Raw genomic sequence first — 24,166 nt, 5'->3', positions numbered from 1 at the left:
CATTTTCTACATATGAAAATAATCAACTCCACTCCTCGCCAGGTTCTTCCATATACTCATATACTCTCGATTTCAAAATCTCTATCAATTCCTCATCCATGAATCGGTATTCATCTGGTATATCAAGACAGATTAATTGTTTATGTTTCAATTTGTCTGGAAATCTCTCCTGAAGCCTTCTCTTATGCTTCTTTTCCATCACAAAAATTATATTGGACCATCCAATGTGTCCTTCTGTCACCTTAACTCGTGCTCCTTCTTCTGTACCAGCAGATCGAACCTCATAACCGTTTATTCCATCGAAAATCTTCTCAGCTGTTAAGCTGCGCCACTTATTACGGCTGCAAATAAAGAGTAATTTAATACCTTTCACCTATCCTTTTGTGATTTACTGACCACAACAATTCTCAAGCATTCTCTCGTCTCACGATATCTATTGCTGTTACTAAAACATGCCTGACGTCGGCTCTATGAAGGGATTTTCTATTAGAATACTTAATATGATTTAAACAACTACACTGACTAGAATAAAAATTAGGATCGCCTTATAAAAAGATACTGCAGACTCTTTAAATTTCATCATGTCTTCGTAGTAAAGTACAATGAGGTTCGATCCGATTACTACCCAGATATATTCGCTAATTTCAATTCATTTCCATCATACCACAGCGCTCCCGGAAGGAGAATTTTGAAACCCCTGCTCTGAATCGTTTCCCTAAGATGTGGGTAATAATAACGCTATATCAATCTATTTACATGAATGCCTACTTTGAAATGAGGAGCGTCTACCACCATGACATCTTTCAAATACCGACTTGAGCAAAAAAAACCTCACACAGGCACTGGCGGCGTTACACGCGGAGCTTCAGTCCGGGATTTCCCCGCTTCCATAGGCCTTGCTGGTGTATCCATGCGGCTGGAACCGGGAGGTATGCGTGAACTTCACTGGCATGCTAATGCGGCAGAATGGGCTTATGTCATTAGCGGCTCTTGTCGTACGACAGTCATCCATCCTGATGGACACGCGTATACCGACACGTTTGAGCCAGGAGATGTTTGGTACTTCCCGCGTGGTTATGGCCATTCCATTCAGGGACTGGGTCCGGAAGAATGTCACTTTATTCTTATTTTTGATAACGGAGATTTCTCGGAGGAACATACCTTTAGCATCACCGATTTCTTAACCCAGACACCAGACAACATTGTCGCTCAGAATCTTGGTATTACGGAAGAACGGGCGGCGCAGCTTCCTCAGGGAGAATCGTATTTTGTCAAAGGTCCTGTCCCGAATGACAGCTCCTCGGACGGAACATATCGCCGCAATTCAGAGCTAACGTCAACCCACCGTTATCCCCTAAGTGCCAAGCAGCCCCGTCGTGCGCCCGGAGGTGGAACGCAGCGTACTGTGACGGTCGAAGATTTCCCCATCTCATCTACGATGTCAGGGTCACTGATCGAATTGCAGCCGGGTGCACTGCGGGAGATGCATTGGCATCCCAATGCGGATGAATGGCAGTATTATATCAGCGGACAAGCTGAAATGACTGTATTTCTGGCGGAAGGTAATTCGGTTAAAGAGCAGTTTGAGGCAGGAGATGTCGGTTATGCTCCTATGGGTGCAGGTCACTATATCAAAAATACGGGCGATGAAGTCTGTCGCGTCTTAATTGGATTCAACAATGCCCACTACGAAGCCATTGATCTGAGCGAATGGCTTGCGGGCAACCCTGTTGACCTGCTGTCTACAAATCTTGAAATGTCCAGGAAAGAAGCAGAGAAACTTTCCAATGACACTCTTTTCATCGCTCCGGATCAGAATAAGAATCTGTCATAGTCAACCTATAGTCCTCCCTCATCCCGCTCATTATCTTGGAAAAGAGGTTGTACGCGATGACTTCAGCAGCCGGCGGTTCGCCCATGGACAAAAAAAAGTATCGGACATACGGTAGAACGTCTGGAGCCCGGACTCTCCCGGCTACTGTTGTCATATGCGCGATACTCATACACTCGAATCAATTACACCTGATGCTTCTTTCTTTCCCATTAATAAAGAAACCACTGCAAATACAGTAGCAAGTATGACGACTAAACCACCGACCCAGCCGATCGACGACAAGGTTAACCGCTCTACAACCACTCCACCCAGAGCTGCACCCAGAGCAACACCAAGGTGGAAGGCGGATGAGTTCAAGCTCAGTATAATTTCGGTAGATTTAGGAGCCATAGTTACCAGATAGAACTGTTGTGCAGGAGCAGTTGTCCAAGCTCCAAGCATCCAGAGTGCAAGAATAAACATAGCACCTACAAAAGTAACCGCAGCGAACGGAAGGAAGAACAAGGCAATTACATGAATCAACAGACTGACAATCAGCGTAGGCGCTATTCCCCATTTATCAGCGCCATAGCCTCCAACACGTGCTCCAACAACAGCCATTAAACCCATGCCGAGTAAGACGAGACTAATTGTATTGCTATTGAGGCCAGCATTTTCGCGTAGTAAAGGCGCAATGTATGTGGAAACAACAGAGTAACCGGTAATAAAGAACAAGGAAGCTAATAAACCGCTGATAACCTTGAAATCTTTGAGAATAGCCAATTGCTTGGATAAAGGAATCGTTTCTTGTCCAGACATTTTAGGTATCGCTTTTACAATCGCAATAATAGGAATGATGGTGATAATTCCAAGAATTGCGAAGATCCAACGCCACCCCATATATTCACCGATTAAGGTTCCTAAAGGAAGGCCGACAACTAGCGCAAGACTCGTACCCATCAAGATCGTACCAATCGCACTTCCTCTTTTCTCTGGAGGAGCAATTTGTGCGGCAATCCCCAAAGACACTACCGCGAATACACCTGCGCTTACACCCAAGATAGCCCGGGATATCATCAATATAATAAAGTTAAGGCTCAGGACAGCGATGACATTACCGATAATGAAGATAAGAAGTGCTATGAACAGCAGTTTTTTTCGATCTACTTTTGAAGTGAGCGCGATCAGAATTGGCGTTCCTACAGCGTAGGCGATAGAATACATAGCAACCAACTGTCCAGCCAAGCCAATCGAGACATTTATATCAGTGGCAACCATGTCCAGAATACCTGTAATAATTGATTCAGCCGTACCGACCACCGTTGCGCCTAATGCAAGTAAGTAAATAATCCATTTGTAGTTCTTCATCTAAGAATTGTTCCCCTTTGTTTGTCGAATCTATTATTTTTATTGTTTGAAATGATAATACAGTTTCTTCATTTGGATTACTTCTCACCCTATGGGAATCCAGACCTTGAAAATTCGATTGTAGAAATAAAATCACCCTCTCTAAATTTTATCGAACGATCGATCAAAATATCACAAAAAATATATCGAACGATCGATCAAATTTTTTCTCAAAAAAAGAGCTGATTATACCTTAATAGCATCCCAGCTCATTTGAATCATTTTCTCAATGTTTATTGAACTGAACTCATAGGCCCCATTTAAATACTCTTTTCCCATTTCGACAAAAGGTAAACAGGAGTAGGTAACCAATAAATTCGTTTCCAAATCCTTAAAAAAACCTTCTTTAATTCCCCTCTCAAACAAAGGGTACATCGGCTTAAACACGCCACCATTCTGATCCTTACAGTTATTACGTATAAAGGGGGAGTCGATAAACTGCTCCATTAACAAAAAGCTGTCCTTATGATTTAAGATATAATTTGAATAGTTTCGCAGAATGAGCTCAAACCCCTCTTTTACGGGCGTACTCTCTGTTACACCATAAAACATGAGCTGGTGCATTTGATCCTTGAGCACAAAATACAATTTGATCAGCATATCCTCTTTGCTTTCAAAATAAAAATAAATGATCGAAGAAGAGATATTCGCTCTTTTAGCAATTTTTGAGATGGATACTTCAGAAAGGCCACTTTCATTGATAAGTTCGATCGTAGCCTGATAAATAAGGTTCACTTTGTTTTCGGATTTATTTTTCATACTCAAAATATAATCGAACGATCGATCAATGTCAATAAACGATTTGCAGTCATCAAAAGTTATACGCCCAAGCCCTTACCACCCACGGGACGAAGTCGAACCGGCTCGACGGCTGCGATTAAAGGCTTCGCGCGCTGAATGACGGCAAGTACTTCTTCGTTCTTGAGCGAGTCAGCATGAGCCTCAGCATCGCGCCACAGCTCGGTCACCCAGATCACATCAGGATCATCTACGGATTCATTGATAATATAGAGCTCGCAGCTCTCCATATTACTGAGACTCCGCGAGGCCTCCAGCAATAATGAGAGTAGTTCCTCCCGCTCCCCAGGGTGAGCCGTCATTTTGCTGAACATCGTAAACTTGTTCATTTTATCTCTTCATCCTTTCCGATCATCTTTTTTTGCATGACTTCATAATGCTTGAATATTTCCAGACTGACCTCCGTCATTCTATCGATCAGCATTCGCGGCTCAAGGATCTCCAGTGACTTCCCGTAGGACAGAAGAAAGTAAGGCACGTACGTCTTTAACGACTGCTCCTCTAGCTGGAAAAGCACTTCGCTGGGCCCCCTGCGTTCGATAATGGAATGCCCGAATAACCAATGCTTACATATCTCGTTAAGTACATGCTCGTGTCCCTGGAGTCTTACAATGACTTGCGTCTCTGCTTCCAGCGGATTCGGAAGTAAAGAGCGCAAGAGAAAATCCTTCGGGGAAAAGGCCGCCGGACGCTCAAAGTTGAGATTAGTGGCTTTCAAGTAAAGAATACGATCTACCCGAAAGCTGCGTATCTCGCCCCTCAAATGACAAAATCCAACAACGTACCAATTTCCTTTCCAATGCACAATTCCGTAGGGATCAAGGACTCGATGGCTGGAAGCTAAATCTGGTCCCTTGGCGTAGTCCATGTTAACAGACTCTCCATGGGCCGCTGCCTCCTCTAAGCATTGAAGCAACTTAAGCTCTCTACCTTCCGCGGGTGTCTGGATAACTGCAAGCCCCCTACTATGTCTATTTATCCATTCGAGCTGCTCTTCATTGGTGTACCGCTTCAGTTTATCTACCGCACGTACAAGTGCTTCCGTAAGTGGATAGCCAGCTTCCTGGGCGAAGACGGATGCATGCACGAGCGCAATCTGCTCTTCGGAATCGAAGAGCAGCGGGGAATCTATGAACTCACCGAGTATCTGATAACCTCCGTTTGGACCGGAATCGGCAATAATCGGGACTCCGCTTGCGCACAATGAATCAATACATCGGTATACCGTCCGAACATGAATCTCCAATTCGTCCGCGAGTTGTTGCGCCGTCACCCGCTTCCCCGAACCAAGCAGCCATAGAATGGATAGCATATTATCCGCTTTGGACATGCCCTTCTTCCCCCCTCAGGCTTTCTTGAAAAAGCATTCATCTGCCCTTTCTAATAGTTCCATTGTATAGGAATTTAGACTAAGGGAGCTATTTCTTTCTCAATCCAATGGTCGTAAGTCGGGCCGTAGACAGCAGGCAATGGAAGGCCAGCCTGGCGCATGAGCACAGTCATCTGTCCGCGATGGTGCGCTTGGTGCATCATCGTGAACCGAAGGGAAGCTCCGTTCAACCAAGCTTCCTGGTGAATAATAACTGATTCGTGCAACGTAGCATCGTTCCACTGTGTTCGAACGGCATTCAAAAGTTCTCCGCTGATCCGTCGATACTCTGAGGCTATAAACGCTGCAGAAGCCGGGGCCACTTCGCCACCGGAGGGAGCATCGAACACGAGACCCAAAGATGTCATGAAATGCAGTGATCGAACTAAATGCCAGGCGATTTGTCCAAGGGTCCGCCTGCCTTCGATGACCACCTGGCCAAGAGAGTCATCCGTAAGCGCATCTAGTACACCGGCGGTTATTTCCGCCTCGTTCTTCCACTCCACCGCAAAGTCTTCAATCCTAGTAAACATATCTATTCCTCCATCTCATTATTGGCTTTAAGCTCTACAAGCATACAAAACAATCACTGACAGTTACGGTCAGTGATTGTTCGTTGGTCCGGAAAAATAATTTTCGATCTACCATTTAATGGACCTAGCAATGCTCATCGCTTCGTCTTCTGTAAACGGAATTACCGTGGCCTCACCGCCACCCGCACCGTTAGCGCTTCCTTGAATGACTATTTTCCAATCCCCATTTCTCAGGTAAATCCTACAACCATCAAACTCCTTTACGACACCATTTGGGCTGGGATTCCGTTGATATCTACTGTTTTATGCACAACGTCCTCCGTTGATTCAACTTTAAATTGTGGGTCGGTTACAGACCTATAGTTAGCTGTTACTGACAACATGCGCTCATCTGTGCGTAGTGTATAATAATCCCCCGCTATATTTCCTTTTTCAGTAGTCAGCCTCAATTCCCGGTTAATCTCTCCGATTCAATGCCGAGTAATTGCTGAGGGAATGGAAGCCTTGTCCCCACGGCTTGCTCAGAATCCTGGAGCGTTGGATAGCTAGTTACAGCATCCCATTCCACGGAGCTAACCCAACCTTCATATACAATTGCCTTTGAGCTATTTTTAATAATCTTATTTTTAATTAAATTGCCAACAGAGGCTCTAACTGATGGACTGAGTATTAAACCAATCATAATCATGGCGGCGATGCCTGCCGGAACCCACGCTTTACGGGTAATTTGAAAGCTCCTCTTCGATCGGGTTGAATGAAGCTGCCACACACACTCAAATGTAACCGAAGCTTGTACATCAGCAACGTTGTCTTTCAATGCGCCACTCAAATCCAACTCTTGTATCATACTAACTCTCCTCTTTCTAAAATCGAAAACATTTCGTTAGCTGGTAGCTGTTTGCGCAATTTTTTCAATCCCGAATTTAGCCGTGACTTACATGTTCCCAAAGGAATCTGAAGTGTTATCGGTACTTTATCCGTCTGTTGATCGGTACTTTATCTATGCTGATTGCCAAGCCAGTAAAATATAGTGGAAAAGATGATCGTTGTATGGATAATAAGCAGATTCATAAGAGCGACCTTTATAATATATATCTACTCTATGAAGATATATTTAATTTTTGATCTTTGATTTGAATGGTTAATGCATATATCCTCAAACTCATTGACAAAAAAACATAATAATGGTAATTTGATTAGGTATATAAGTAATAAATTTACTTTTTTTCATTAATTAATGTTTTTATTTTATTTTATGGAGGTGAATGTTTTATAGTTTATTTATGTTAATAATCATCGGTATTAGTTTTATTATTTAAAAACTATTGCTGAAGTTCGACTCTCTGTAAGATGCCATTATTGTAAAATATTATTTTAATTAAAAGAAAGGGTGTTATTGATAATGAATGAAAAAAACTGTACTAAGATGGTTGGTTCAATAAATAGAGAAAAAGCTATAGGAAAAAAGGGCGTGAAGAAAGTTTTATCGGTGGTACTTGCATGCTCTTTTTGTTTCGGACTAAGTTCCACTGCCTTTGCTACATCTGAATATCAGGATACTATTACAGTGAACGAAGAAGGAGCAGTTGAAACATATATCGGTAATTATGCAACCAAGGATACTGTTACGCCTGAACAGGATACAACTACTGCGAATAAATTAGATTCAGCTAACATATCGCCCACTGCTACATATACTATCTCAAATATAAGCCAACCAAGTAGATATAATCTGTTTTCACCTGTCTCCGATTATATTGCTTATCCTGGCACCGTTTCGGTATCCAAAGGAAAAAGCACCACCATTACTTCTTCAGTTACAGGTGGGGGCGGTGTAGACATTAAGTTTTTGAAAGCCAATGTATCAAAGACAGTCGGCGATAGTGTTACTTTCACAACGACGCAGACTATTTCTTACCCAGCTTCGTCAGGCACTAAAGGAAGAATTATTTTGAGATATTCACAGGATCAGTATACGTATACTATCACTAAATTGGGTATAGCATATCCAGGTAGTGCATTTACTGCGGCATACGACCAGTACTACGCGTTGCAATCGGTCTCATTGTAGGCATTATTATGATGTATTGGCATATCTAAATATGATTTTTTAACAAAAAACGGGAGTGAATACTAACTATTCACTCCCATTTTTTTGTGTACACTATCAGGAAGGTAGAGAAGATTATGAAAAAAACAGTTTTTTTATTGATAACATTTCTTTTATTGGTGATATTGGGGTGTGATGTTAATAGGATAAATAACATAGTGGAGAAAATAGAATTTAACCAAGCTGTAGGGGTATATACTATTAACGTAGATCATTCAGAGAACAACGTTCCTTCAGTACTGGTATTTGGAAGAACATCGAATTTAACAAAAGATACGCTTAATGAATTGAATGATTCAAACATATCAATAACTTTATCAAATGAAAAAAAAGATGAGATAAAGTTTAGTTCAGAAGATATAGAATGGAAATTATCTGATCCTATTTTACTTAAGGGTGGATTTTCTTTAAGGTTAACTTCTGATAATATATTGAAAATGAATGAAGAAGTTTTTGATAAAATCATAATTGATATAGATAAGAGAATAATAAAAAGAAACATAAATCCATTATACTTACAATTTTATTCTGGAGAGCAAAATGGGATTTCCATAATGGAATCACCGATAGCTCCCAAGAATAAAGTGATATTAGGAAAGGAGTATTCTTACTCTTATAAAATTTTAGATTTAAATCATATGATTACTAATGATATCCGAGCAGAATTGATTTACCTTGATGAAATAAGGAACTTTATAGAAATAGTGAATGTGAAAGTTAATCCTGACATATATACAGAAGAGCAAATAAAGGAAGAGTATAAAGGTAAAGTGGATGAAGAAAAATTAAACGGACTAAAGATTTATGAAATCCAATGTACATATATCATAAAGAAACAAGGGAGTATAGTTTTTCAACCGGAAATAAAACTTTTTTTTGATAAATACGCACACAGTTTAGCACCCTTAGAACCAATCAGTTTTTTCAATTTTGTCGATGCACAATAGAATATAAGATTGGAGAGACAAGCTAATGACTGTAAAAAAACGGTTAACTATATTCTTAATATTTTTAGTCTTATTAACAGGTTGTAAAGGAACTAGCTCCGATGTTTCAAGTGATACAGAAGTACCAAATGATAAAGAGTATAATTTGATGATTACTAATAACAGTCCATTATTTTTGAAAAGTGTAGTTGTAACTGTTGATGAAAAAAATAACAATCCGATTAATTCTTTAATTGATAGTAATATCAACCTTGGAGAGGCCGCGAAGTTCAGTATTAATAATGGAAAACATGCGTTTAAGATTACACTTAATCCAAAAAAAAATTACTCAGTAAGTAAAGAATTTCGCGAAGAATTTGAAAAAGACAAAGTTGTTGAGTATCAAGTGAAAATTGAAGAAAACGAAGTAATTATTAAAAAAAAGGATAATTAACAACTCAGCTTTGGCAGAGCAAGAATTGAACGAACTGACAATCCAGTTCGTTCTTTTAATATCAAACCCATACGGTGCATAACTCGTTCATGCGGCTTTTCACTCAAAAACAAACCTTACTCGCTGATCCCCACTCCACTTTTCTCTCACCTGATCATAATCAATATCAACATCATTATAGATGATGTCCTGATATTGATTAGCCAGCTCGGGATGGTGTTTATGGATGAAGCTCTCCAAGGTTATCGCAGGTTTGGTGTCTTTTTTTAATCTGACCCTATCCAGGAATACCGGTATGTCTTTATCTAAAGCATTCATCATTAACTCCACATTAGTGATTCCAGGCAAAATCGGAGTAATAAATGCCCAGACACGAATTCCCATTCGATGTAACTCATTTGCTGTATGTATATTGCTTAATAGCCTATAGTCATCTATTGCCTTCAATTGCTGGAGATTAGATAGCCCTAAGAGCAGAGTGAACTTGTCACCCATCGCTTTTATGACATCGAGGTCTCTATAAATCAGCTTGGATCCAGACTTCGTTGTCACCATACACTTTACGTTTAGCTTGCCTAATTCGATTAGACATTTTCTGGTTAATTGATATTTCCGGTCAATCTCCATATAGGGATCACTTTTGCTCCCCAGATACACCGTCTCTTCTTTATTCCAGTTCTTCAGCTCAACGTGGAGAATATCAGGAATATTGAGTTTAACCTTTAAATCAACATTCCACTCTTCATCTTCTAACTGGAAACAGTATGGACAAACCAACTGTACATCCATCATAAGGATCAATAATCGGAACTGTTCCCCCGTCAGGCGGATATTCATATGTCATTGCATCGCTAACAAGTATTTCTTTAAGTATTTCCCCATCCTCATCAATCCATTTATAGGAAAATGGTACATCTATTCCTGAAAAAAAATATAGACTTATATTACCTTATTTGTTATGATTTTGAATAAGGTCTTTGTAAAAACACCTATACAAATTACACATCCCTGGATCACAATGATCCAGGGATTTTCTCTAAAAAGATCATCATACTCGCCTTCCCGCTGGAGAATTATGATGGATTATGAGTAGGCCTTCCGTACCCTTGCTGGGTTGATATTTCCTGCATGCCGTCCATCTGCTGTCCATCTTCCATGGCCATTGTATGGGTCGTCGAAGATTCGTGCAATGGAGTTCAGGCCACCAAATCCACAGGCATGCAATGCATTGGTTATCGTCATCCAGGCTCAGAGAACCGTGATTTGTCCAAGTCGGTTCTGCAAGAAAAAAATACCCAAACAGCTTCAATTCGTAGGAATTGGAACGGTTTGGGTTATTTCTATTGCAACAGTTGCTTAAAAAAGAAACTTTAAGATTGCAGCGAGCTTATCCGCAGTATTTTTTCATAACATGCGTATATTTGATTATCCACTGGTTTAAAAGGCAAAATGATGTCTCCTCTATGCTCAAAGCCCCTTTTCGTATAGAACTTTAAGGCAGCCTCGTTCTTAGAAAATACATCAAGCCGAATCCCATCATAATGTCCTTGCACAGCCGTTTCCTCAAAAAAATCCAGCACTCTCTTCCCTAACCCTTTTCCTTGAATCAGCGGATTAATAAACAAAGCATGCAAGAGGAGATATTTACCCTTCTCATACCGCCACTTCACCTCTCCCCACTCGGGCATCGCATGTTCGTCCAGTACAAATGATCCTGCTATTTCGTCCTCATGTTCAATTACGTACAGTTCTCTATGATTTAGTTTCTCCAAAAAATAGGCTGTATTAGGATACTGATCATTCCATTGGTATATCCCCTTCTGTTCCAGATCACGTTTACATACAGACAATATCTGTTCTATTTGCTCTAAATCCTCAGTAATAGCCTCTCTAATCTCTACTCCATTGGTTGTCATTTACATGCTCTCACTTTCTCGCTTAGTCTGTATATGGAAGAACCTCTACTGTTTCAATAATAGGTTGTGTCTCTATAGAGACATTTCCCGCCACGGCTCTGGAGATCATACAGGACTCTTCTGCCTTATGTGCCAGCAGCTCTGCCTTGCTCAGTTCAGCCTCTGTTGCATCGCCCTTGAGGACAATTCGTGGTTTGTGTACGATCCGTTCGTACGTAAACACGTTATTCGTTACATCTACAATCGCTTCAGACTCCAGTGTCAAATCCTGTGGTGTAATATTCGCACGCTCAAGCATCGCTGCCAGAGTAATCAGATAACAGGTAGATGCTGCTCCCAAAAGCATTTCGTCAGGATTAGTACCCGTTCCCGGACCTCCCATCTCCTGCGGAATCGAAATGATTGTTTTTAACCCGCCTGCATCAATATGTCCTTCACTGTTACGCCCACCATTCCAGACCGCTTTCAGATGAAAAGGATGCTTCATCTCATTCATTCCTTTCGATAATCTCCGATTTAGACCCGGATACATTCTATAGCTTATTTATTCAAAGTGCAAACCAACTGCTCGTTTACGCCCAGATCGCATAATAGCTTTTGCAACGCTGCTGAAATACTACCTCACGCAGAAGTACTAGGTTTAATAAGGATTAGAACTGAATTTAATCGAGACATAAAAAAGGCTGCCTCAATGAGACAGCCCTTTGTTGTGATTTAGAATACTTTTGTCGTCCACGATTCGCAGTTCCACGTTTCCGTCACGATATCTTGATAAAATTCAGGTTCGTGGGAAATCAGCAAAATGCTTCCCTTATACGCTTGAAGTGCACGCTTCAACTCGTCCTTCGCATCCACATCCAAGTGGTTGGTAGGCTCGTCAAATACGAGTAGATTCGACTCGCGGTTAATCAGCTTGCACAAACGGACTTTAGCTTTCTCTCCGCCGCTTAGGACCGCTATCTTGCTTTCAATATGATTGGTCGTCAGACCACATTTAGCCAGAGCCGCCCGAATTTCAAACTGTGTGTAGGACGGGAACTCGTTCCAAATTTCTTCAATGCAGGTGTTGTAGTTCGCTTCCTTTATTTCCTGCTCGAAATAACCAATGTCTAGAAGGTCTCCAAGCTTGGCGGAACCTGAAATCGCTGGAATTTGGCCGAGAATGCTGCGCAGCAGCGTGGTTTTACCGATTCCGTTCGAGCCGACAAGCGCGATTTTTTGTCCACGCTCCATACTCAGGTTCAAAGGTCTGGACAGCGGTGAGTCGTAGCCGATTACGAGATCCTTTGTTTCAAAAATCATCTTGCCCGAAGTGCGTCCGGACTTGAAGTTGAATTGCGGTTTCGGTTTCTCCTTGGAGAGTTCGATAACATCCATCTTATCCAGCTTCTTCTGCCGGGACATCGCCATATTCCGGGTAGCTACGCTGGCCTTGTTCCGGGCAACGAAGTCCTTCAAGTCCGCAATTTCCTGCTGCTGGCGTTTAAAAGCAGATTCAAGCTGTTGCTTTTTCGCCTCATATACTTGCTGGAAGTAATCGTAATCGCCCACATAACGCGACAACGTCTGATTTTCCATATGATAAATCAAGTTGATAACGCTGTTCAGGAACGGTATATCATGGGAAATCAGGATGAAGGCATTCTCGTATTCCTGCAAATACCGCTTCAGCCATACGATGTGCTGCTCGTCAAGATAGTTGGTAGGCTCGTCAAGCAACAGAATGTCCGGTTTCTCCAGCAGCAGCTTGGCTAGCAGCACCTTGGTCCGTTGACCACCACTGAGATCATGGACGTCCTTGTCCAAACCGATGTCTGTAAGTCCCAGCCCACGAGCCGTTTCATCGATTTTGGCATCGATCATATAAAAATCCTGGTTCGTTAACGTATCCTGAATCGTTCCGACATCTTCCAGCAGCTGTTCCAGTTCCTCCGGGGACACGTCGCCCATTCTGCCGTACATGTCGTTCATCTCTTGCTCCATATCGAATAGATATTGGAACGCCCCGCGCAGAACGTCGCGCATAGTCTGTCCTTTTGTAAGCACAGCGTGCTGATCCAAATAGCCCGACCGCATACGTCTGGCCCATTCGACTTTACCTTCGTCCGGCTGAAGTTTGCCGGTGATAATGTTCATGAAGGTGGATTTACCTTCGCCATTGGCACCAATTAGACCGATATGCTCGCCCTTCAGCAGGCGGAAGGATACATCCGTGAAAATTGCACGATCTCCAAACCCGTGACTTAATTTTTCTACATTTAATATACTCATGAATTAACACCTTTTCCTTTATACTGTATACTCGTCATATTATAAAGGTTATAGCGCCGCAACTCCATACAGATATTAAAAATTAAACAAAGAACCTGTATATTTTTACATCCAAGTCCATGGATCTCGGCATTTATTGGCGGTTTATCTTGATAATCCGTACAGCTCTTTAACCGGTAGTGGTGGAATCTTCGTCATTTTTATATTCTAAAATATCGCCAGGCTGGCACTCTAAAGCTTTACAAATCGCTTCTAATGTGGATAATCGGATCGCTTTTGCCTTTCCGTTTTTCAATATAGAGAGGTTAGCCATTGTGATTCCCACCCTCTCGGAAAGTTCGGTTACGCTCATCTTTCTCTTCGCCAACATCACATCAACATTGATTATAATTGCCATTGTTTTCACCTCAGACTGTCAAATCGTTTTCAGATTTTATAGCTATAGCTTCTTTTAAAAGCCTTTGGAGAACAGCAGCAAACACAGCAATCACCATCGAGGCAAAAATTATGATTACTCCAATCGCTGGCACTCCCGGGGGATCCACTTTCTGCGCGATAAGATAGAACAGGGGCAAGCCAAGCACATACAAACCACTGATTGTGATTGCACAGTATTTTATTTTGTTTAACACGCTTACGGATAACTCAGAGAACGCTTCATTCTTGTCAATATAGCCCAAAAGCTTCAAAGCTTGATACAGCGCAATGTAAAAAGGAATCGCCGATCCATAAAAAACGAAAAAGAAAAGATATTTGATATACGCTATATCCGGATACAGCTCAGCTGCAAAATCCCCGAACTTAGGCAGCAAAAAGATGCACAAAGCAAGAACTGGAATTGCAATTAGAATCACCGCTATCTTTAAAAAAAGTGTTGTTCCAAGTTTCATACAAGTCCCTCACTTATCATTGAATTTATTTAGACTTTAACATGCAATTTATCGTTTTACAATAAATACTTTCTGATTTTAGATATATTTTTATTGCTTTAATTAAAAAATAAAGACAACCGTGTAAGGTTGCCTTTAGAAATATTCATGAGCTGAACGTTCGCCAGCCTAAGCAGATACTTAGAAACTAAAACTTATAGTACCAAAAAATCTCCTTTTCATTAGCTGTAGAGAAATTTGAGTAGAGCATACTATCCACTCCGCCGATGATAAAATTGTTTCTTGCATAAAAATCACAAGCAGACACATTGATATCTTGCGTTTCAAGCATAAGACCCATCAGGCCATTTTGCTTCGCTCACGCTATAGATTTTTCTAATTACTTGGTTCCAATCCCTTGATGCCGCCATGCCTTGATACCCCAATATCCTCAACAAGAACATATTCGTTCCAATTAGCATAAAGTCTAAATCATTGCTCTTTACTTTTAATCGTAAAGCTGCGGACCTTCATCCATTTGCCCCCAACCATCTCATCGATTGTTCCTTTTTTTGTTCTGACACAAAATTTATGCTCAGTCCCTCTGTCGAAGCCCGTGGCCTCATACAACAAATCATCACCGGCTTGTCCTTTATAATATACCTGCTTCAATCCGAGTCTGTTTAACAACTCCAGCTTTACACTTTCAATATAGTTACGTGAATATTCCTTTGACATCATGATCCTCCTGAGAATTCTTTTTCTATGTTTCTGTAATAAATTACTTCAAGCAAATGTATGTCATTTGTTACTAACTCATAATTTTAACTTATTATAATTAATATGAGCAATATATAAGTTTCGATAAGGTAGAGTTTCCTGAACACAAAGAAATACCCCGCCATCATTGGTAGGGTAGTATACTTACATCGGCCTTAAGTAGGCGTTCGCCAGCTTATTCATGGCTTCAGACCTAAAGAAGATAGAAATTATCATTTCGGACTTTAATTCTATTCGCTGCTTTCTACACCCTACAATCAAATTTAGTATATGGGATTATGCTCTGAAGTTAGTCGACGACCACTTTGTTCCGTAATGTGATAAAAAAAATAAAAAGGCACTCAGCAGAACATTTACAATAACCATTGTTGAGGGAGCAGTATGTAGAATAAAGTATCTAAAAAAGTATTCCTCAGCAAAAGGAATTGCAATTAATAAAACGATTATATAAACTCTTCTCCTTGTGCTCTGGTAAGAGTTTAAGAGGATAAAATCTTTGGAGTATGCAATTCTCCATTCCCTCCATTTAGGTAAAATGCATAAAATCCCAAGCAGGATACCTCCTACCAACCATCGATAATCCTTTATATCAAGGAAATCCAACGTTCTGACTTTTAACAAAGGCATTAAAAATGGAATAACATAAAGGGATCTTCGAATAACAAAAAAGGTTTTCTCGTAGGGGGGTAATATAACCATCTTGCATTTCCAATAAGTAATATAGTAACCAACCAAAAGAATAAGATATCAAGATATTCATAGCCAGCAACAAACGATAATATCAAAATAAAAAATACACTTAACCATTGAAGTAACTCATTTATTTTCATGTAATTGTTTGAACTAATTTTTATCACCCATTTTGAACATGATGTTATAGCAAGGTAAATGTCACCTTCTCATTTACCTTGTTATCTACATTACTTAAAGAAGTTCATGCGCCAGAGCAGCTGGAATTTGCACTTTAACTGCTTTAGGTTTTTGATACTTTTTCATATTGTCACCTCCTTCGATCTGATTATTCATAGTCAAGCAAAAAGCCTTGGCTATCTTAATTGGAGACCTTACTTTAATACGTTAATGCAAGTTGAACAATCGGGAATATTCAATATACTAATCCATTAATTCTAAAAAAACCACTACATAATTTGTATTTTAATGTCTCATTATGTATTAATATCCCATTTTTTTCACTATTTTTTTGTTTATTCGGATATTATTATAACGACCGCTTCTTACAAAATATCTCTCTGCACTTTAAGGCGATGCTGGATGACAGAGATGTCTATATTTAATTTTGTAATATAAAATGATTACTAGAAAAATAAAGAGCCCTTAGTCCCATTTGATTAGGACTAAAGACTCTTTAAATGTTATATTGTACTGTCTAATTGGCAGGTGCGAAGCTCTGTAATCCGTAACCATACGGGAACAATGGATTGCCGTAGTTCGTGGGTACCGACTGATTGTTATTAATATAACTGCGAATCTCGGCGCGCTCCGCTTCAGTTGCCCCTAGGTCATAAGGAATATCCCATTTTTCGAGCTGATTGCTAACATCATCGGTTCCAACCTGACTAATCGAACGAGGAAGCTGGAAGGGAAGCTTGCCGGTTGGCAGATAATCGCCGAAAAGTAACTCAGATGTTGCCAAGCCTCCACCGTTCCCTGGCCGATACACAACCAAGACAGCTGCACATTTGTCTAAGATATCTGTCAAGACATAGGGCCTTGGCATCACAACTACAGCGACAACAGGAATTCCTTTGTTATGAAATTTTTCAATCTCGGCAATCTGATCTGCAGGAAGCGTTGGCCGTTTATCCGGCCATTCTGTTCCGTGAGTATAACTTCTTTCGCCAATCACTACAACAGCAGCTTTGGCTTGATTGGCATCATTCAGAACGACGTTGACACCCGTCCCCGCTCTGTCTTTGATGCCCTGGTAATAGCTTTTTGCCGCGGGGTTATCATGATATATCGATTGCCAGATCACATTGGCGATATTATCTTTTGCCATATCGTCACTGGTCGCACGCGGGCCTGCTACAACGAGTGTGTCTCCATTATTCACTTTCAGCGGAAGAATGCCGTTGTTCTTCAGCAGTGTAAGCGATTGGCGCGCGGCATCATTAACAATATTGTTGCTTTCAGTGCTATGCCATATGGTCGTTGGATAATCGGGGTCACCATAAGGATTTTCGAACAGACCCAATTTGAACTTGAGCTCCAGCACTCTGCGCACCGCTTCATCGAGCCGTGTCCAGCCTACCGCACTAACGAGTTCATTAAAATCAGTTCCCGAGGCGACCGCTCCTCCCATCACATCGCTGCCCGCCCGAATACTGTTGACTGAAATATCTGTTGCTGCAGCCAACCAGTCAGTCATGACTACCCCATTGAATCCGATCACGTTTCGCAAATAGTCCAAAGTGGGTTTGCTGGTCCCTGCCCCTTCTCCGCTTGGATCGAGATACGGCGCGTTACCATAACCTGGCATCACAGTCGACGGATTGGCATCCATTGCAGCATACCAGGGCTTCATGTGCCATTTAATAGTCGTGCTATCATATACAATAGATTGTTCCCCGCCGGCACCTTGACTTGGCCAATGCTTGACGGATATCATCATAGATTTTGGATTCACCTCAGGACCTCCCTGCATACCAGCAATCATCGCACGCATCATGGCGGCTGAATACTCCGCATTCTCACCGGTACCTTCCTGAACACGCGGATACAGTACCTTGGTGTTGACCTCAGCGATTGGAGATAGTGTACCTGTGAATCCCCAAGCTTTGTGCTCTCTGCGCTGTAAATCTCCGACCTTCCAGGCCGTATTCAAGTTCCGGGTAGCCGCAAGCCCTATTCCTGTAGGAAAAACTGTTTGCCAGCCTTGAATTTTGTCACCAGTAAAGGCAATAGGAATCCCAAGCCGCTGCGTATTCGCTACTTTGATTTGCGCTTTGGTGATGAAATCGGTGGTGCCGTAAGAGAAGACAAAACCCGCTTGCTCATTAAGCCCGTCTAACGATTCCGGCGAAAAGAACAGTTGATTTATTTTCTCCTCATGGGTCATTCGTGACATCAGATCATCTACGCGCACGGAAATCGGATTATGCCAGTCTTCATAAGGTTCGATGGAACCATTCTTATTCAAATCCCGAATTCCACCAATAAGGTTCACCCCATCAGCTACTTGCTCCATGTAGGGAAGATACACGCTGAACTGTCCGATACTGGACTGACTTCTGTCTCCATTCCCTGCTATGGCGACTACGTACCATTTATAGGTCCAGCGATCCACTAAGGATGGAGCATTAACGTGCGTCTCTGTGACCTCTGCAACTTTCGTGTAACGATCCAAAAGATTTCCCGAGGCATTCCAGTCATAGTCTGTTCTTGAAAGATTCACCCATACCTCATACTTCACTGCTCCGGCCTTCGCTTCCCACGTTAGAGAGGGTGTTCTGGTATTGGTGATCATCTGACCGTTAACCGGCGCTAATACCTTGAATGCAGAAATTGTATAGCTTGCAGTTGCGACTTCCGAGTCCCTCATTTCCGGATGAGTGGCTATTGCTTTAATCGTAGAGGTTGATGTCACAGGGATAGGCCCTGTGTAGGTAGTCGATGCTGCATTAGGGGTTGATCCATCTGTTGTATATTTGATGGTGGCACCTGCGGTTGCACTGCTTAGAGTCACATTTTGTGCCGATGTGTAGGTACCTGATGCAGGAGTAAAGGCTGGTGCTGCCACCTTAGCCGGTAAAGGCGCCGTTTGACCATATACTTCGAATTCAAACAAGGAATATCCATACGGCGTATTCCGCTCTGTGCCGTTCATTTTTACATAACGAGCCACTACAGGATCAAAGGTGATGTTTTCTATATTTCCTGTTCCTTTGGCCTGGGCATGCACCTCCGTCCAAACGTTTTCATTGGTTGAAACCTGAATGGTATAAGCTTTTGCACTTGCCGCTTCCCAATGCAGCTTAGCGCCCGTTACCGTGTGGTTCTCCCCAAGATCTACATAAATCCACTGCGGATCTTCGAATTTAGATTCCCAGCGTGTATCAGGGTTGCCGTCAAATGCGTTACGAGCTGTGTTACCTCCGATGTCCGTGAACGCCACCGCCCTTTTGTTTAATGCAACGTTCACTGGAGCTGAATGGATAGTATATATAGCAGTCGAGACTGCTGAATCCGCCAAGCCCGGCTTGGTCGCAATGGCTTTGATTGTTGTCGACTTCGTCACCTGGATAGGTACGGTATAGGTTGTGGATGCTGCATTAGGAATGGAACCATCCACTGTATACCTGATAATGGCTCCTGGCGTTGAACTCGTAATCGTCACATTTTGCGCCGATGTGTAGGTTCCTGAATTCGGTGTAAACACAGGGATTGCTGTGGTCACCCGGTCTGTGATATCGACATTAACCGCTGAGTTGGCATGTACCGTGAAGGTTAATGGATTGCCTTGTAGCGGATTGCCACTCTGGTCGGTTGTTCTGAATTGCACCTGCTTTTGCTCTACCATGTAATTTACGCCAATGGTTACCGTGGCTCCAACTTTGTATTTCATGGTTTGATTAATCGCGGTGTTCTGTGATTTCAAGGTCGTCACCTGATTCAAGTCCCCTGGGCTGAGGCCCATCTCCAGATACTGCACATAGGGGCCTGTAACCGGAATATTCACCTCGGTCTGATCTGCGTTGACGGTATACGTGGCAGTTGACACCACCGAGTTGGTCATTCCTGATTTGGTGGCAATCGCTCTGAGCGTGGTTGTTGAAGATACATGAATTGGCCCTGTGTAGGTCGGGGATTCACCAGTAGGGGTGGAGCCGTCCGTCGTATATTTGATAACAGCGCCTGGCGTGCTACTGGCAAGGGTTACATTTTGCGCAGATGTGTAGGTACCAGCCGCTGGAGTAAAGGTTGGCGCTGCCACTTGCTCCGAAGGTGCTGCCGATGTAAAGCTAAGCCAGTTCAAATTCCATCCGTTCGTGACTGCATAGACGCGTAAAATCTGAACACCGGCCGACAAATTTACCGATGCAGCTACCGTCTCCCAATTTTGGTATCCCCCCGTATTGGGAACGGTTACCGTTGCCAGATTCGTGTCACCCTTTTGAAGCTGCAACTGTGTTCCCGTATAGGGACTGGCTAATCTAAACTCCACAGTATAGACTCCTGATCTCGGAACGTTGACCTCGTAGTCCATCCAATCCCCGCCATCTACATAGGCCACATTTAAGCCACCTTCAGAAGATTCTTCCGTCTGAATGCCACTCATCGCAGAGAAATTTTCCGCTTCAATCCTTCCAGGGTCATCAGGTGCTGCTATGGTAGGACCAACGCTTGAGAACATACTTACGATCAGGATCGAAATCAATAAAATAAACATGATTTTCTTTTTCAACATACACTCATTACCTCCAATTCGATTTTCTTAGTGGCAGGTAAAAGTCGTCATGTCAAAGTCCTAAGCTGATCCCTCAATACTGTCGTCGTTCGATTACTTCACGTATAAGTTGCTAGGAATTATTCGAAGCCGACAGTTTATTAAGCGCTTTCAATGGATTAGAGCAAATTATACAATCAAATCCACCAACTCCTTTCCATACAAAATAACAACACAAATCTACACAAAATCTTGGTAGTCGCGTGAAATGCTTTACCTTTAGAAGTTGTATGAAATGTGGTGGTCAACTCTGTTGGATATAAGCGGCAAATAATGAGTGTTGAAAAGAGAAACCAGTTTGATCTGGTTGATACAACAAAGGGGGCAAACTTAATCATCGGTCGTTAAGGGGTTCATTCGTTATGTAAAGCAAAGTACATTGCCCATTCGCATATACAATAAATTATATAACATTTAATGGTAAATATGATTTTTCAAAATTATAATTCTAACTAACTCTGTTCCATCTATATGTACATCTCATCAATGAGAGATACGTAGGAACACCCTAAAATCTGATTCCTGATCCCAGCCATCTGCAAGTGGTAAAGCCAGCTAAAAGGCGGAAATCAGGAACCATACTCTTCAGGAGAACTATTTAAATTATGTGCGGCGCATATAAGCGCGGACGGTAACCGGAACGAAAATGGCCACAATGACTGCGGCGCCGACTAGGGAATAGACAAGATCGCTGCCCACGGTTCCATGGTTGACCAGATTGCGGACGGCGGTGACTAGATGCGAAATCGGATTGATCTTAACAAACCATTGGAGCCAATTCGGCATGGTATCGACCGGTACGAAGGCATTCGAGAGAAACGTGAGTGGAAATAGGACGATCATCGAAATCCCTTGTACACTGGAAGCAGTACGTGCAATCACGCCGAAGAAGGCAAATATCCAGCTAATTGCCCACGAACATGCAATGACAAGAAGTCCAGCAAGTGCAACGTATCCAAGGCCACCCTCTGGCCGGAAGCCCATAATATAGCCCATGACAAAAGTGAGTACAGTCGCTATGGTATACCGAACCGTATCCGCGAGCAGAGCTCCGGCGAGCGGAGCGATCCGGGAGATCGGTAGTGATTTAAATCGGTCGAACACGCCTTTTTCCATGTCCTCACGTAACTGTACGCCAGTGACGATGGAGGTCGTAATCACGGTCTGAACAAGGATGCCGGGGATGATGACGGGCAAATAACTCACTACATCTCCTGAAATAGCCCCGCCAAAGATATAAGTGAACATTAGGGTGAAAATGATGGGTTGAAGCGTAACATCAAACAGTTGTTCAGGGGTGCGCCGGATTTTAAGCAGCCCCCTGTAGGCCATAGTCAACGAATTGCGTACCGACTGACCGAAGCTGGTATGGTTTTTTAATTGGCGCTCTGCACCTGGTTTTATTAAAGTACTCACGCTGTTACCCCCTTGGTATTCTTCGATTGTTCTGACGCAAGTTGTGCGTCCTCCTTCACTCCATCGCCTGTCAGAGTCAGGAAAACTTCGTCAAGTGTTGGTTTCTGTACACTCATCTCTGATAGTGGAATCCCCGTCTCGCGGAGAGCAAGCAGCAGGTCGGTGACCCGGTCAACGTTCCCCATTGGGGCAGTGATTTCCCCTGCTTCCACCGATATATTAGTACGAACCTTAAGCACCTGTTCAACAGTCTGACGGGCATTTTTCAAATCCTGCGTATTCTGAACCTTTAAATGCAGCGATGAAGTACCAACGGATGCTTTCAGTTCATCTACGGTACCTTCGGCGACGACATGCCCTTTGTCAATAACCGCAATCCGGTCAGCAAGCTGATCCGCTTCTTCCAGGTACTGCGTAGTTAACAATACCGTAGATCCAGTGCTTACGAGCCGCTGAATGGTGTCCCACATCTGATTACGCGTCCGCGGATCAAGACCAGTTGTTGGTTCATCCAGGAAAATGAGCGGCGGCTGAGCAATGAGGCTTGCCGCTAAATCCAGACGGCGGCGCATACCGCCGGAGAAATTTTTAAGGGGACGTTTCGCCGCTTCGCTTAGTCCAAATTCCTCTAGAAGTTCTGCAGATTTTTGCCGTGCTTCGGCCCGCCCCAATCCAAGGAGTCTGGAGAAGATCACCAGATTCTCGATCGCGCTGAGTGACTCATCAACGGACGCATATTGACCGGTCACACCAATTAATTGACGCACAATCTGAGGCTCCTTAACCACATCATGTCCAAAGACACGCGCTGAACCCCCATCCGGCCGCAATAACGTTGCCAGCATGCGAATTACGGTTGTCTTCCCTGCCCCGTTCGGACCTAGCACACCATAGATCATCCCGGTACCTACATTCAGATCCACACCATCAACAGCACGGTTGCTTCCATACGTTTTGACAAGTCCTTGTGCTTCGATAGCCCAGTTACTCTTGTCATGTGCTGCTTTCGCTTTTTGAAATTGATTCACGTTCTACTCCTCCTGAACAATAGATTATATACGGATGGTAACCCACGTTTATAAACTGAATTTAAACTCGTAACATAATGATTCAAAATAACCATCACACTACGTCAATAGCGCTTTCTCACGATTTATTAAAACAAAAATCCGATCCTTGTGGATCGGACTGGAGATGTATCCTTTAATCATTCTTTAGATCTGCTCAAGCCTTTTTTCGCTGCAATATGTTTCGTTGCATATGCTTTTCCCTTGATTCACTTCTGAAAATGAAAAAGACGCTAACCAGATAGATTACATCCGTTAACGTCTTCATCGGTCAAGTTTAAAATAAACATTATCCAGCTCATCAAAGCTTAGGAGCTTATGTCAGTTGCACGTAAGGAAGCCAATACGAGCTTAACGATATGGTCTGCGGTCACTCCAGAGTCATAGTTTGTGTTCTCTAGCAGGCTGCTATGCGCGGTATGAATCTTGAATGAAAGAGCGGCTCCAATGACAAACATCAGCGTATGATCCAGTGAATCGAAGTGGAAGAAGCCTTCATTGCGACCCCGCTCCAGCAGTTCCCGTACCTTCTTCCATACTGGTTGGACATAGATACGCACGATATCAGCACGTGGAGAGGTGAGTTCAATTTCCTGCTTGATGATGTTGCTCAGTTCTGAGTCCTCTAGCCCGAAGAAAATAATCTCCCGGATCAGCAGTGTCAGCCCCTCTACAGGATGACTCAAGAGATCGCCACTGTCCTTTATCCGATTCCCTGAAAAAAACTGTTCAAATATAGCGCGCAGCAAATTCTCCTTGCCGCCAAAATAATAAGAGACGAGCGCCACGTTCGCTCCTGCTTCCTCGCAAATTTGTCTGACACTGGTACCGTCATAGCCTTGTCGCGCAAATAATTTCTTGGCTGCTAGCAGGATGCGCAGCTTCATGTCGGGATCAGCTGTAGTCATGATTCAATCAATCTCCTCGCATGATCATATAGAACCTATTATGGATGCTCTATTACGGATAG

24 protein-coding genes and 1 pseudogene are annotated in these 24,166 nt (G+C 42.6%); 4 read left to right on the top strand and 21 right to left on the bottom strand.

The annotated features are described in order from the left end of the window. Positions 1-22: 22 nt before the first annotated feature. Complete coding sequence (locus tag ACFVRY_RS06645) at positions 23-364, bottom strand: low molecular weight protein tyrosine phosphatase family protein (RefSeq protein ID WP_387498805.1); 342 nt, start codon at positions 362-364, stop codon at positions 23-25. A 429-nt stretch (positions 365-793) separates the two neighbouring features. Here ACFVRY_RS06645 and ACFVRY_RS06640 point away from each other — a divergent pair, with 429 nt between their 5' ends. Further along, complete coding sequence (locus ACFVRY_RS06640) at positions 794-1,834, top strand: cupin domain-containing protein (RefSeq protein WP_387498546.1); 1,041 nt, start codon at positions 794-796, stop codon at positions 1,832-1,834. A 165-nt stretch (positions 1,835-1,999) separates the two neighbouring features. On the opposite strand, the gene ACFVRY_RS06635 is transcribed toward ACFVRY_RS06640, so the two are convergent. The 6 genes from ACFVRY_RS06635 to ACFVRY_RS06610 form a co-directional block, all read right to left on the bottom strand. Next, a complete protein-coding gene (locus ACFVRY_RS06635; protein ID WP_387498544.1) occupies positions 2,000-3,181 on the bottom strand; it encodes an MFS transporter in 1,182 nt (393 codons plus the stop codon). Positions 3,182-3,406: 225 nt separating this feature from the next. Further along, a complete protein-coding gene (locus tag ACFVRY_RS06630; RefSeq protein WP_387498542.1) occupies positions 3,407-3,979 on the bottom strand; it encodes a TetR/AcrR family transcriptional regulator in 573 nt (190 codons plus the stop codon). A gap of 59 nt (positions 3,980-4,038) precedes the next feature. Beyond that, positions 4,039-4,347, bottom strand: a complete 309-nt coding sequence (locus ACFVRY_RS06625) for a putative quinol monooxygenase (protein ID WP_387498540.1) — start codon at positions 4,345-4,347, stop codon at positions 4,039-4,041. Continuing rightward, positions 4,344-5,348 carry a helix-turn-helix transcriptional regulator gene (locus ACFVRY_RS06620; RefSeq protein WP_387498538.1) on the bottom strand — a complete coding sequence of 335 codons (1,005 nt, stop codon included), beginning with the start codon at positions 5,346-5,348 and terminating at the stop codon, positions 4,344-4,346. The genes ACFVRY_RS06625 and ACFVRY_RS06620 overlap by 4 nt, the downstream gene beginning before the upstream one ends. Positions 5,349-5,422: 74 nt before the next feature. After that, the gene (locus ACFVRY_RS06615; RefSeq protein WP_387498536.1) at positions 5,423-5,920 is read right to left on the bottom strand and encodes a DinB family protein; all 498 of its coding nucleotides are present in this window, start codon (positions 5,918-5,920) and stop codon (positions 5,423-5,425) included. A gap of 445 nt (positions 5,921-6,365) precedes the next feature. Then, entirely contained in the window at positions 6,366-6,767 is a 402-nt protein-coding gene (locus ACFVRY_RS06610; RefSeq protein ID WP_387498534.1) for a hypothetical protein, read from the bottom strand. Between the two features lie 555 nt (positions 6,768-7,322). On the opposite strand from ACFVRY_RS06610, the gene ACFVRY_RS06605 reads away from it, so the two are divergent. The 3 genes from ACFVRY_RS06605 to ACFVRY_RS06595 all read left to right on the top strand — a co-directional run bounded on the left by ACFVRY_RS06605 (position 7,323) and on the right by ACFVRY_RS06595 (position 9,410). Continuing rightward, on the top strand, positions 7,323-7,991 hold the full coding sequence (locus ACFVRY_RS06605) for a hypothetical protein (RefSeq protein WP_387498532.1): 669 nt from the start codon (positions 7,323-7,325) through the stop codon (positions 7,989-7,991). Positions 7,992-8,188: 197 nt separating this feature from the next. Next, positions 8,189-8,977: a hypothetical protein gene (locus ACFVRY_RS06600; RefSeq protein ID WP_387498530.1), complete on the top strand. Its 789-nt coding sequence runs from the start codon at positions 8,189-8,191 to the stop codon at positions 8,975-8,977. Between the two features lie 25 nt (positions 8,978-9,002). Next, the gene (locus ACFVRY_RS06595; protein WP_387498528.1) at positions 9,003-9,410 is read left to right on the top strand and encodes a hypothetical protein; all 408 of its coding nucleotides are present in this window, start codon (positions 9,003-9,005) and stop codon (positions 9,408-9,410) included. 99 nt (positions 9,411-9,509) lie between these two features. On the opposite strand, the gene ACFVRY_RS06590 is transcribed toward ACFVRY_RS06595, so the two are convergent. The 14 genes and pseudogenes from ACFVRY_RS06590 to ACFVRY_RS06525 all read right to left on the bottom strand — a co-directional run bounded on the left by ACFVRY_RS06590 (position 9,510) and on the right by ACFVRY_RS06525 (position 24,104). Then, positions 9,510-10,247, bottom strand: coding sequence for a radical SAM family protein (locus tag ACFVRY_RS06590; protein WP_387498526.1), 738 nt, complete (start codon positions 10,245-10,247; stop codon positions 9,510-9,512). Positions 10,248-10,493: 246 nt separating this feature from the next. Then, positions 10,494-10,652 (bottom strand): hypothetical protein, encoded by a 159-nt coding sequence (locus ACFVRY_RS06585; protein WP_387498524.1) that lies wholly within the window; start codon positions 10,650-10,652, stop codon positions 10,494-10,496. A gap of 128 nt (positions 10,653-10,780) precedes the next feature. Further along, positions 10,781-11,326 (bottom strand): GNAT family N-acetyltransferase, encoded by a 546-nt coding sequence (locus tag ACFVRY_RS06580; protein ID WP_387498522.1) that lies wholly within the window; start codon positions 11,324-11,326, stop codon positions 10,781-10,783. Between the two features lie 22 nt (positions 11,327-11,348). Beyond that, the gene (locus ACFVRY_RS06575) at positions 11,349-11,813 is read right to left on the bottom strand and encodes an OsmC family protein (RefSeq protein ID WP_387498803.1); all 465 of its coding nucleotides are present in this window, start codon (positions 11,811-11,813) and stop codon (positions 11,349-11,351) included. A 227-nt stretch (positions 11,814-12,040) separates the two neighbouring features. Then, positions 12,041-13,597: an ABC-F family ATP-binding cassette domain-containing protein gene (locus ACFVRY_RS06570; protein WP_387498520.1), complete on the bottom strand. Its 1,557-nt coding sequence runs from the start codon at positions 13,595-13,597 to the stop codon at positions 12,041-12,043. A 169-nt stretch (positions 13,598-13,766) separates the two neighbouring features. Next, entirely contained in the window at positions 13,767-13,994 is a 228-nt protein-coding gene (locus ACFVRY_RS06565) for a helix-turn-helix domain-containing protein (RefSeq protein WP_387498518.1), read from the bottom strand. 10 nt (positions 13,995-14,004) lie between these two features. Next, entirely contained in the window at positions 14,005-14,487 is a 483-nt protein-coding gene (locus ACFVRY_RS06560) for a DUF2975 domain-containing protein (RefSeq protein ID WP_387498516.1), read from the bottom strand. 187 nt (positions 14,488-14,674) lie between these two features. After that, a pseudogene (locus ACFVRY_RS06555) lies at positions 14,675-14,955 on the bottom strand (GNAT family N-acetyltransferase); the annotation flags it as partial. Positions 14,956-14,958: 3 nt separating this feature from the next. Next, positions 14,959-15,204 carry a hypothetical protein gene (locus tag ACFVRY_RS06550; RefSeq protein ID WP_387498514.1) on the bottom strand — a complete coding sequence of 82 codons (246 nt, stop codon included), beginning with the start codon at positions 15,202-15,204 and terminating at the stop codon, positions 14,959-14,961. Between the two features lie 318 nt (positions 15,205-15,522). Then, the gene (locus tag ACFVRY_RS06545) at positions 15,523-15,873 is read right to left on the bottom strand and encodes a CPBP family glutamic-type intramembrane protease (protein ID WP_387498512.1); all 351 of its coding nucleotides are present in this window, start codon (positions 15,871-15,873) and stop codon (positions 15,523-15,525) included. Between the two features lie 760 nt (positions 15,874-16,633). Further along, a complete protein-coding gene (locus ACFVRY_RS06540; protein WP_387498510.1) occupies positions 16,634-20,674 on the bottom strand; it encodes a chitobiase/beta-hexosaminidase C-terminal domain-containing protein in 4,041 nt (1,346 codons plus the stop codon). Between the two features lie 642 nt (positions 20,675-21,316). Beyond that, positions 21,317-22,129, bottom strand: coding sequence for an ABC transporter permease (locus ACFVRY_RS06535; RefSeq protein WP_387498508.1), 813 nt, complete (start codon positions 22,127-22,129; stop codon positions 21,317-21,319). Then, complete coding sequence (locus tag ACFVRY_RS06530) at positions 22,126-23,157, bottom strand: ATP-binding cassette domain-containing protein (protein ID WP_387498506.1); 1,032 nt, start codon at positions 23,155-23,157, stop codon at positions 22,126-22,128. The genes ACFVRY_RS06535 and ACFVRY_RS06530 overlap by 4 nt, the downstream gene beginning before the upstream one ends. A 347-nt stretch (positions 23,158-23,504) precedes the next feature. Then, positions 23,505-24,104, bottom strand: coding sequence for a TetR family transcriptional regulator (locus ACFVRY_RS06525; RefSeq protein ID WP_387498504.1), 600 nt, complete (start codon positions 24,102-24,104; stop codon positions 23,505-23,507). Between the last annotated feature and the right edge of the window lie 62 nt (positions 24,105-24,166).

This window comes from Paenibacillus sp. NPDC057934 (assembly GCF_042887565.1).
In the GTDB taxonomy this organism is placed as follows: domain Bacteria; phylum Bacillota; class Bacilli; order Paenibacillales; family Paenibacillaceae; genus Paenibacillus_AQ.
The sequence above is the reverse complement of the archived record's forward strand: the minus strand, read 5'-3'. Positions and strand labels throughout refer to the sequence as shown.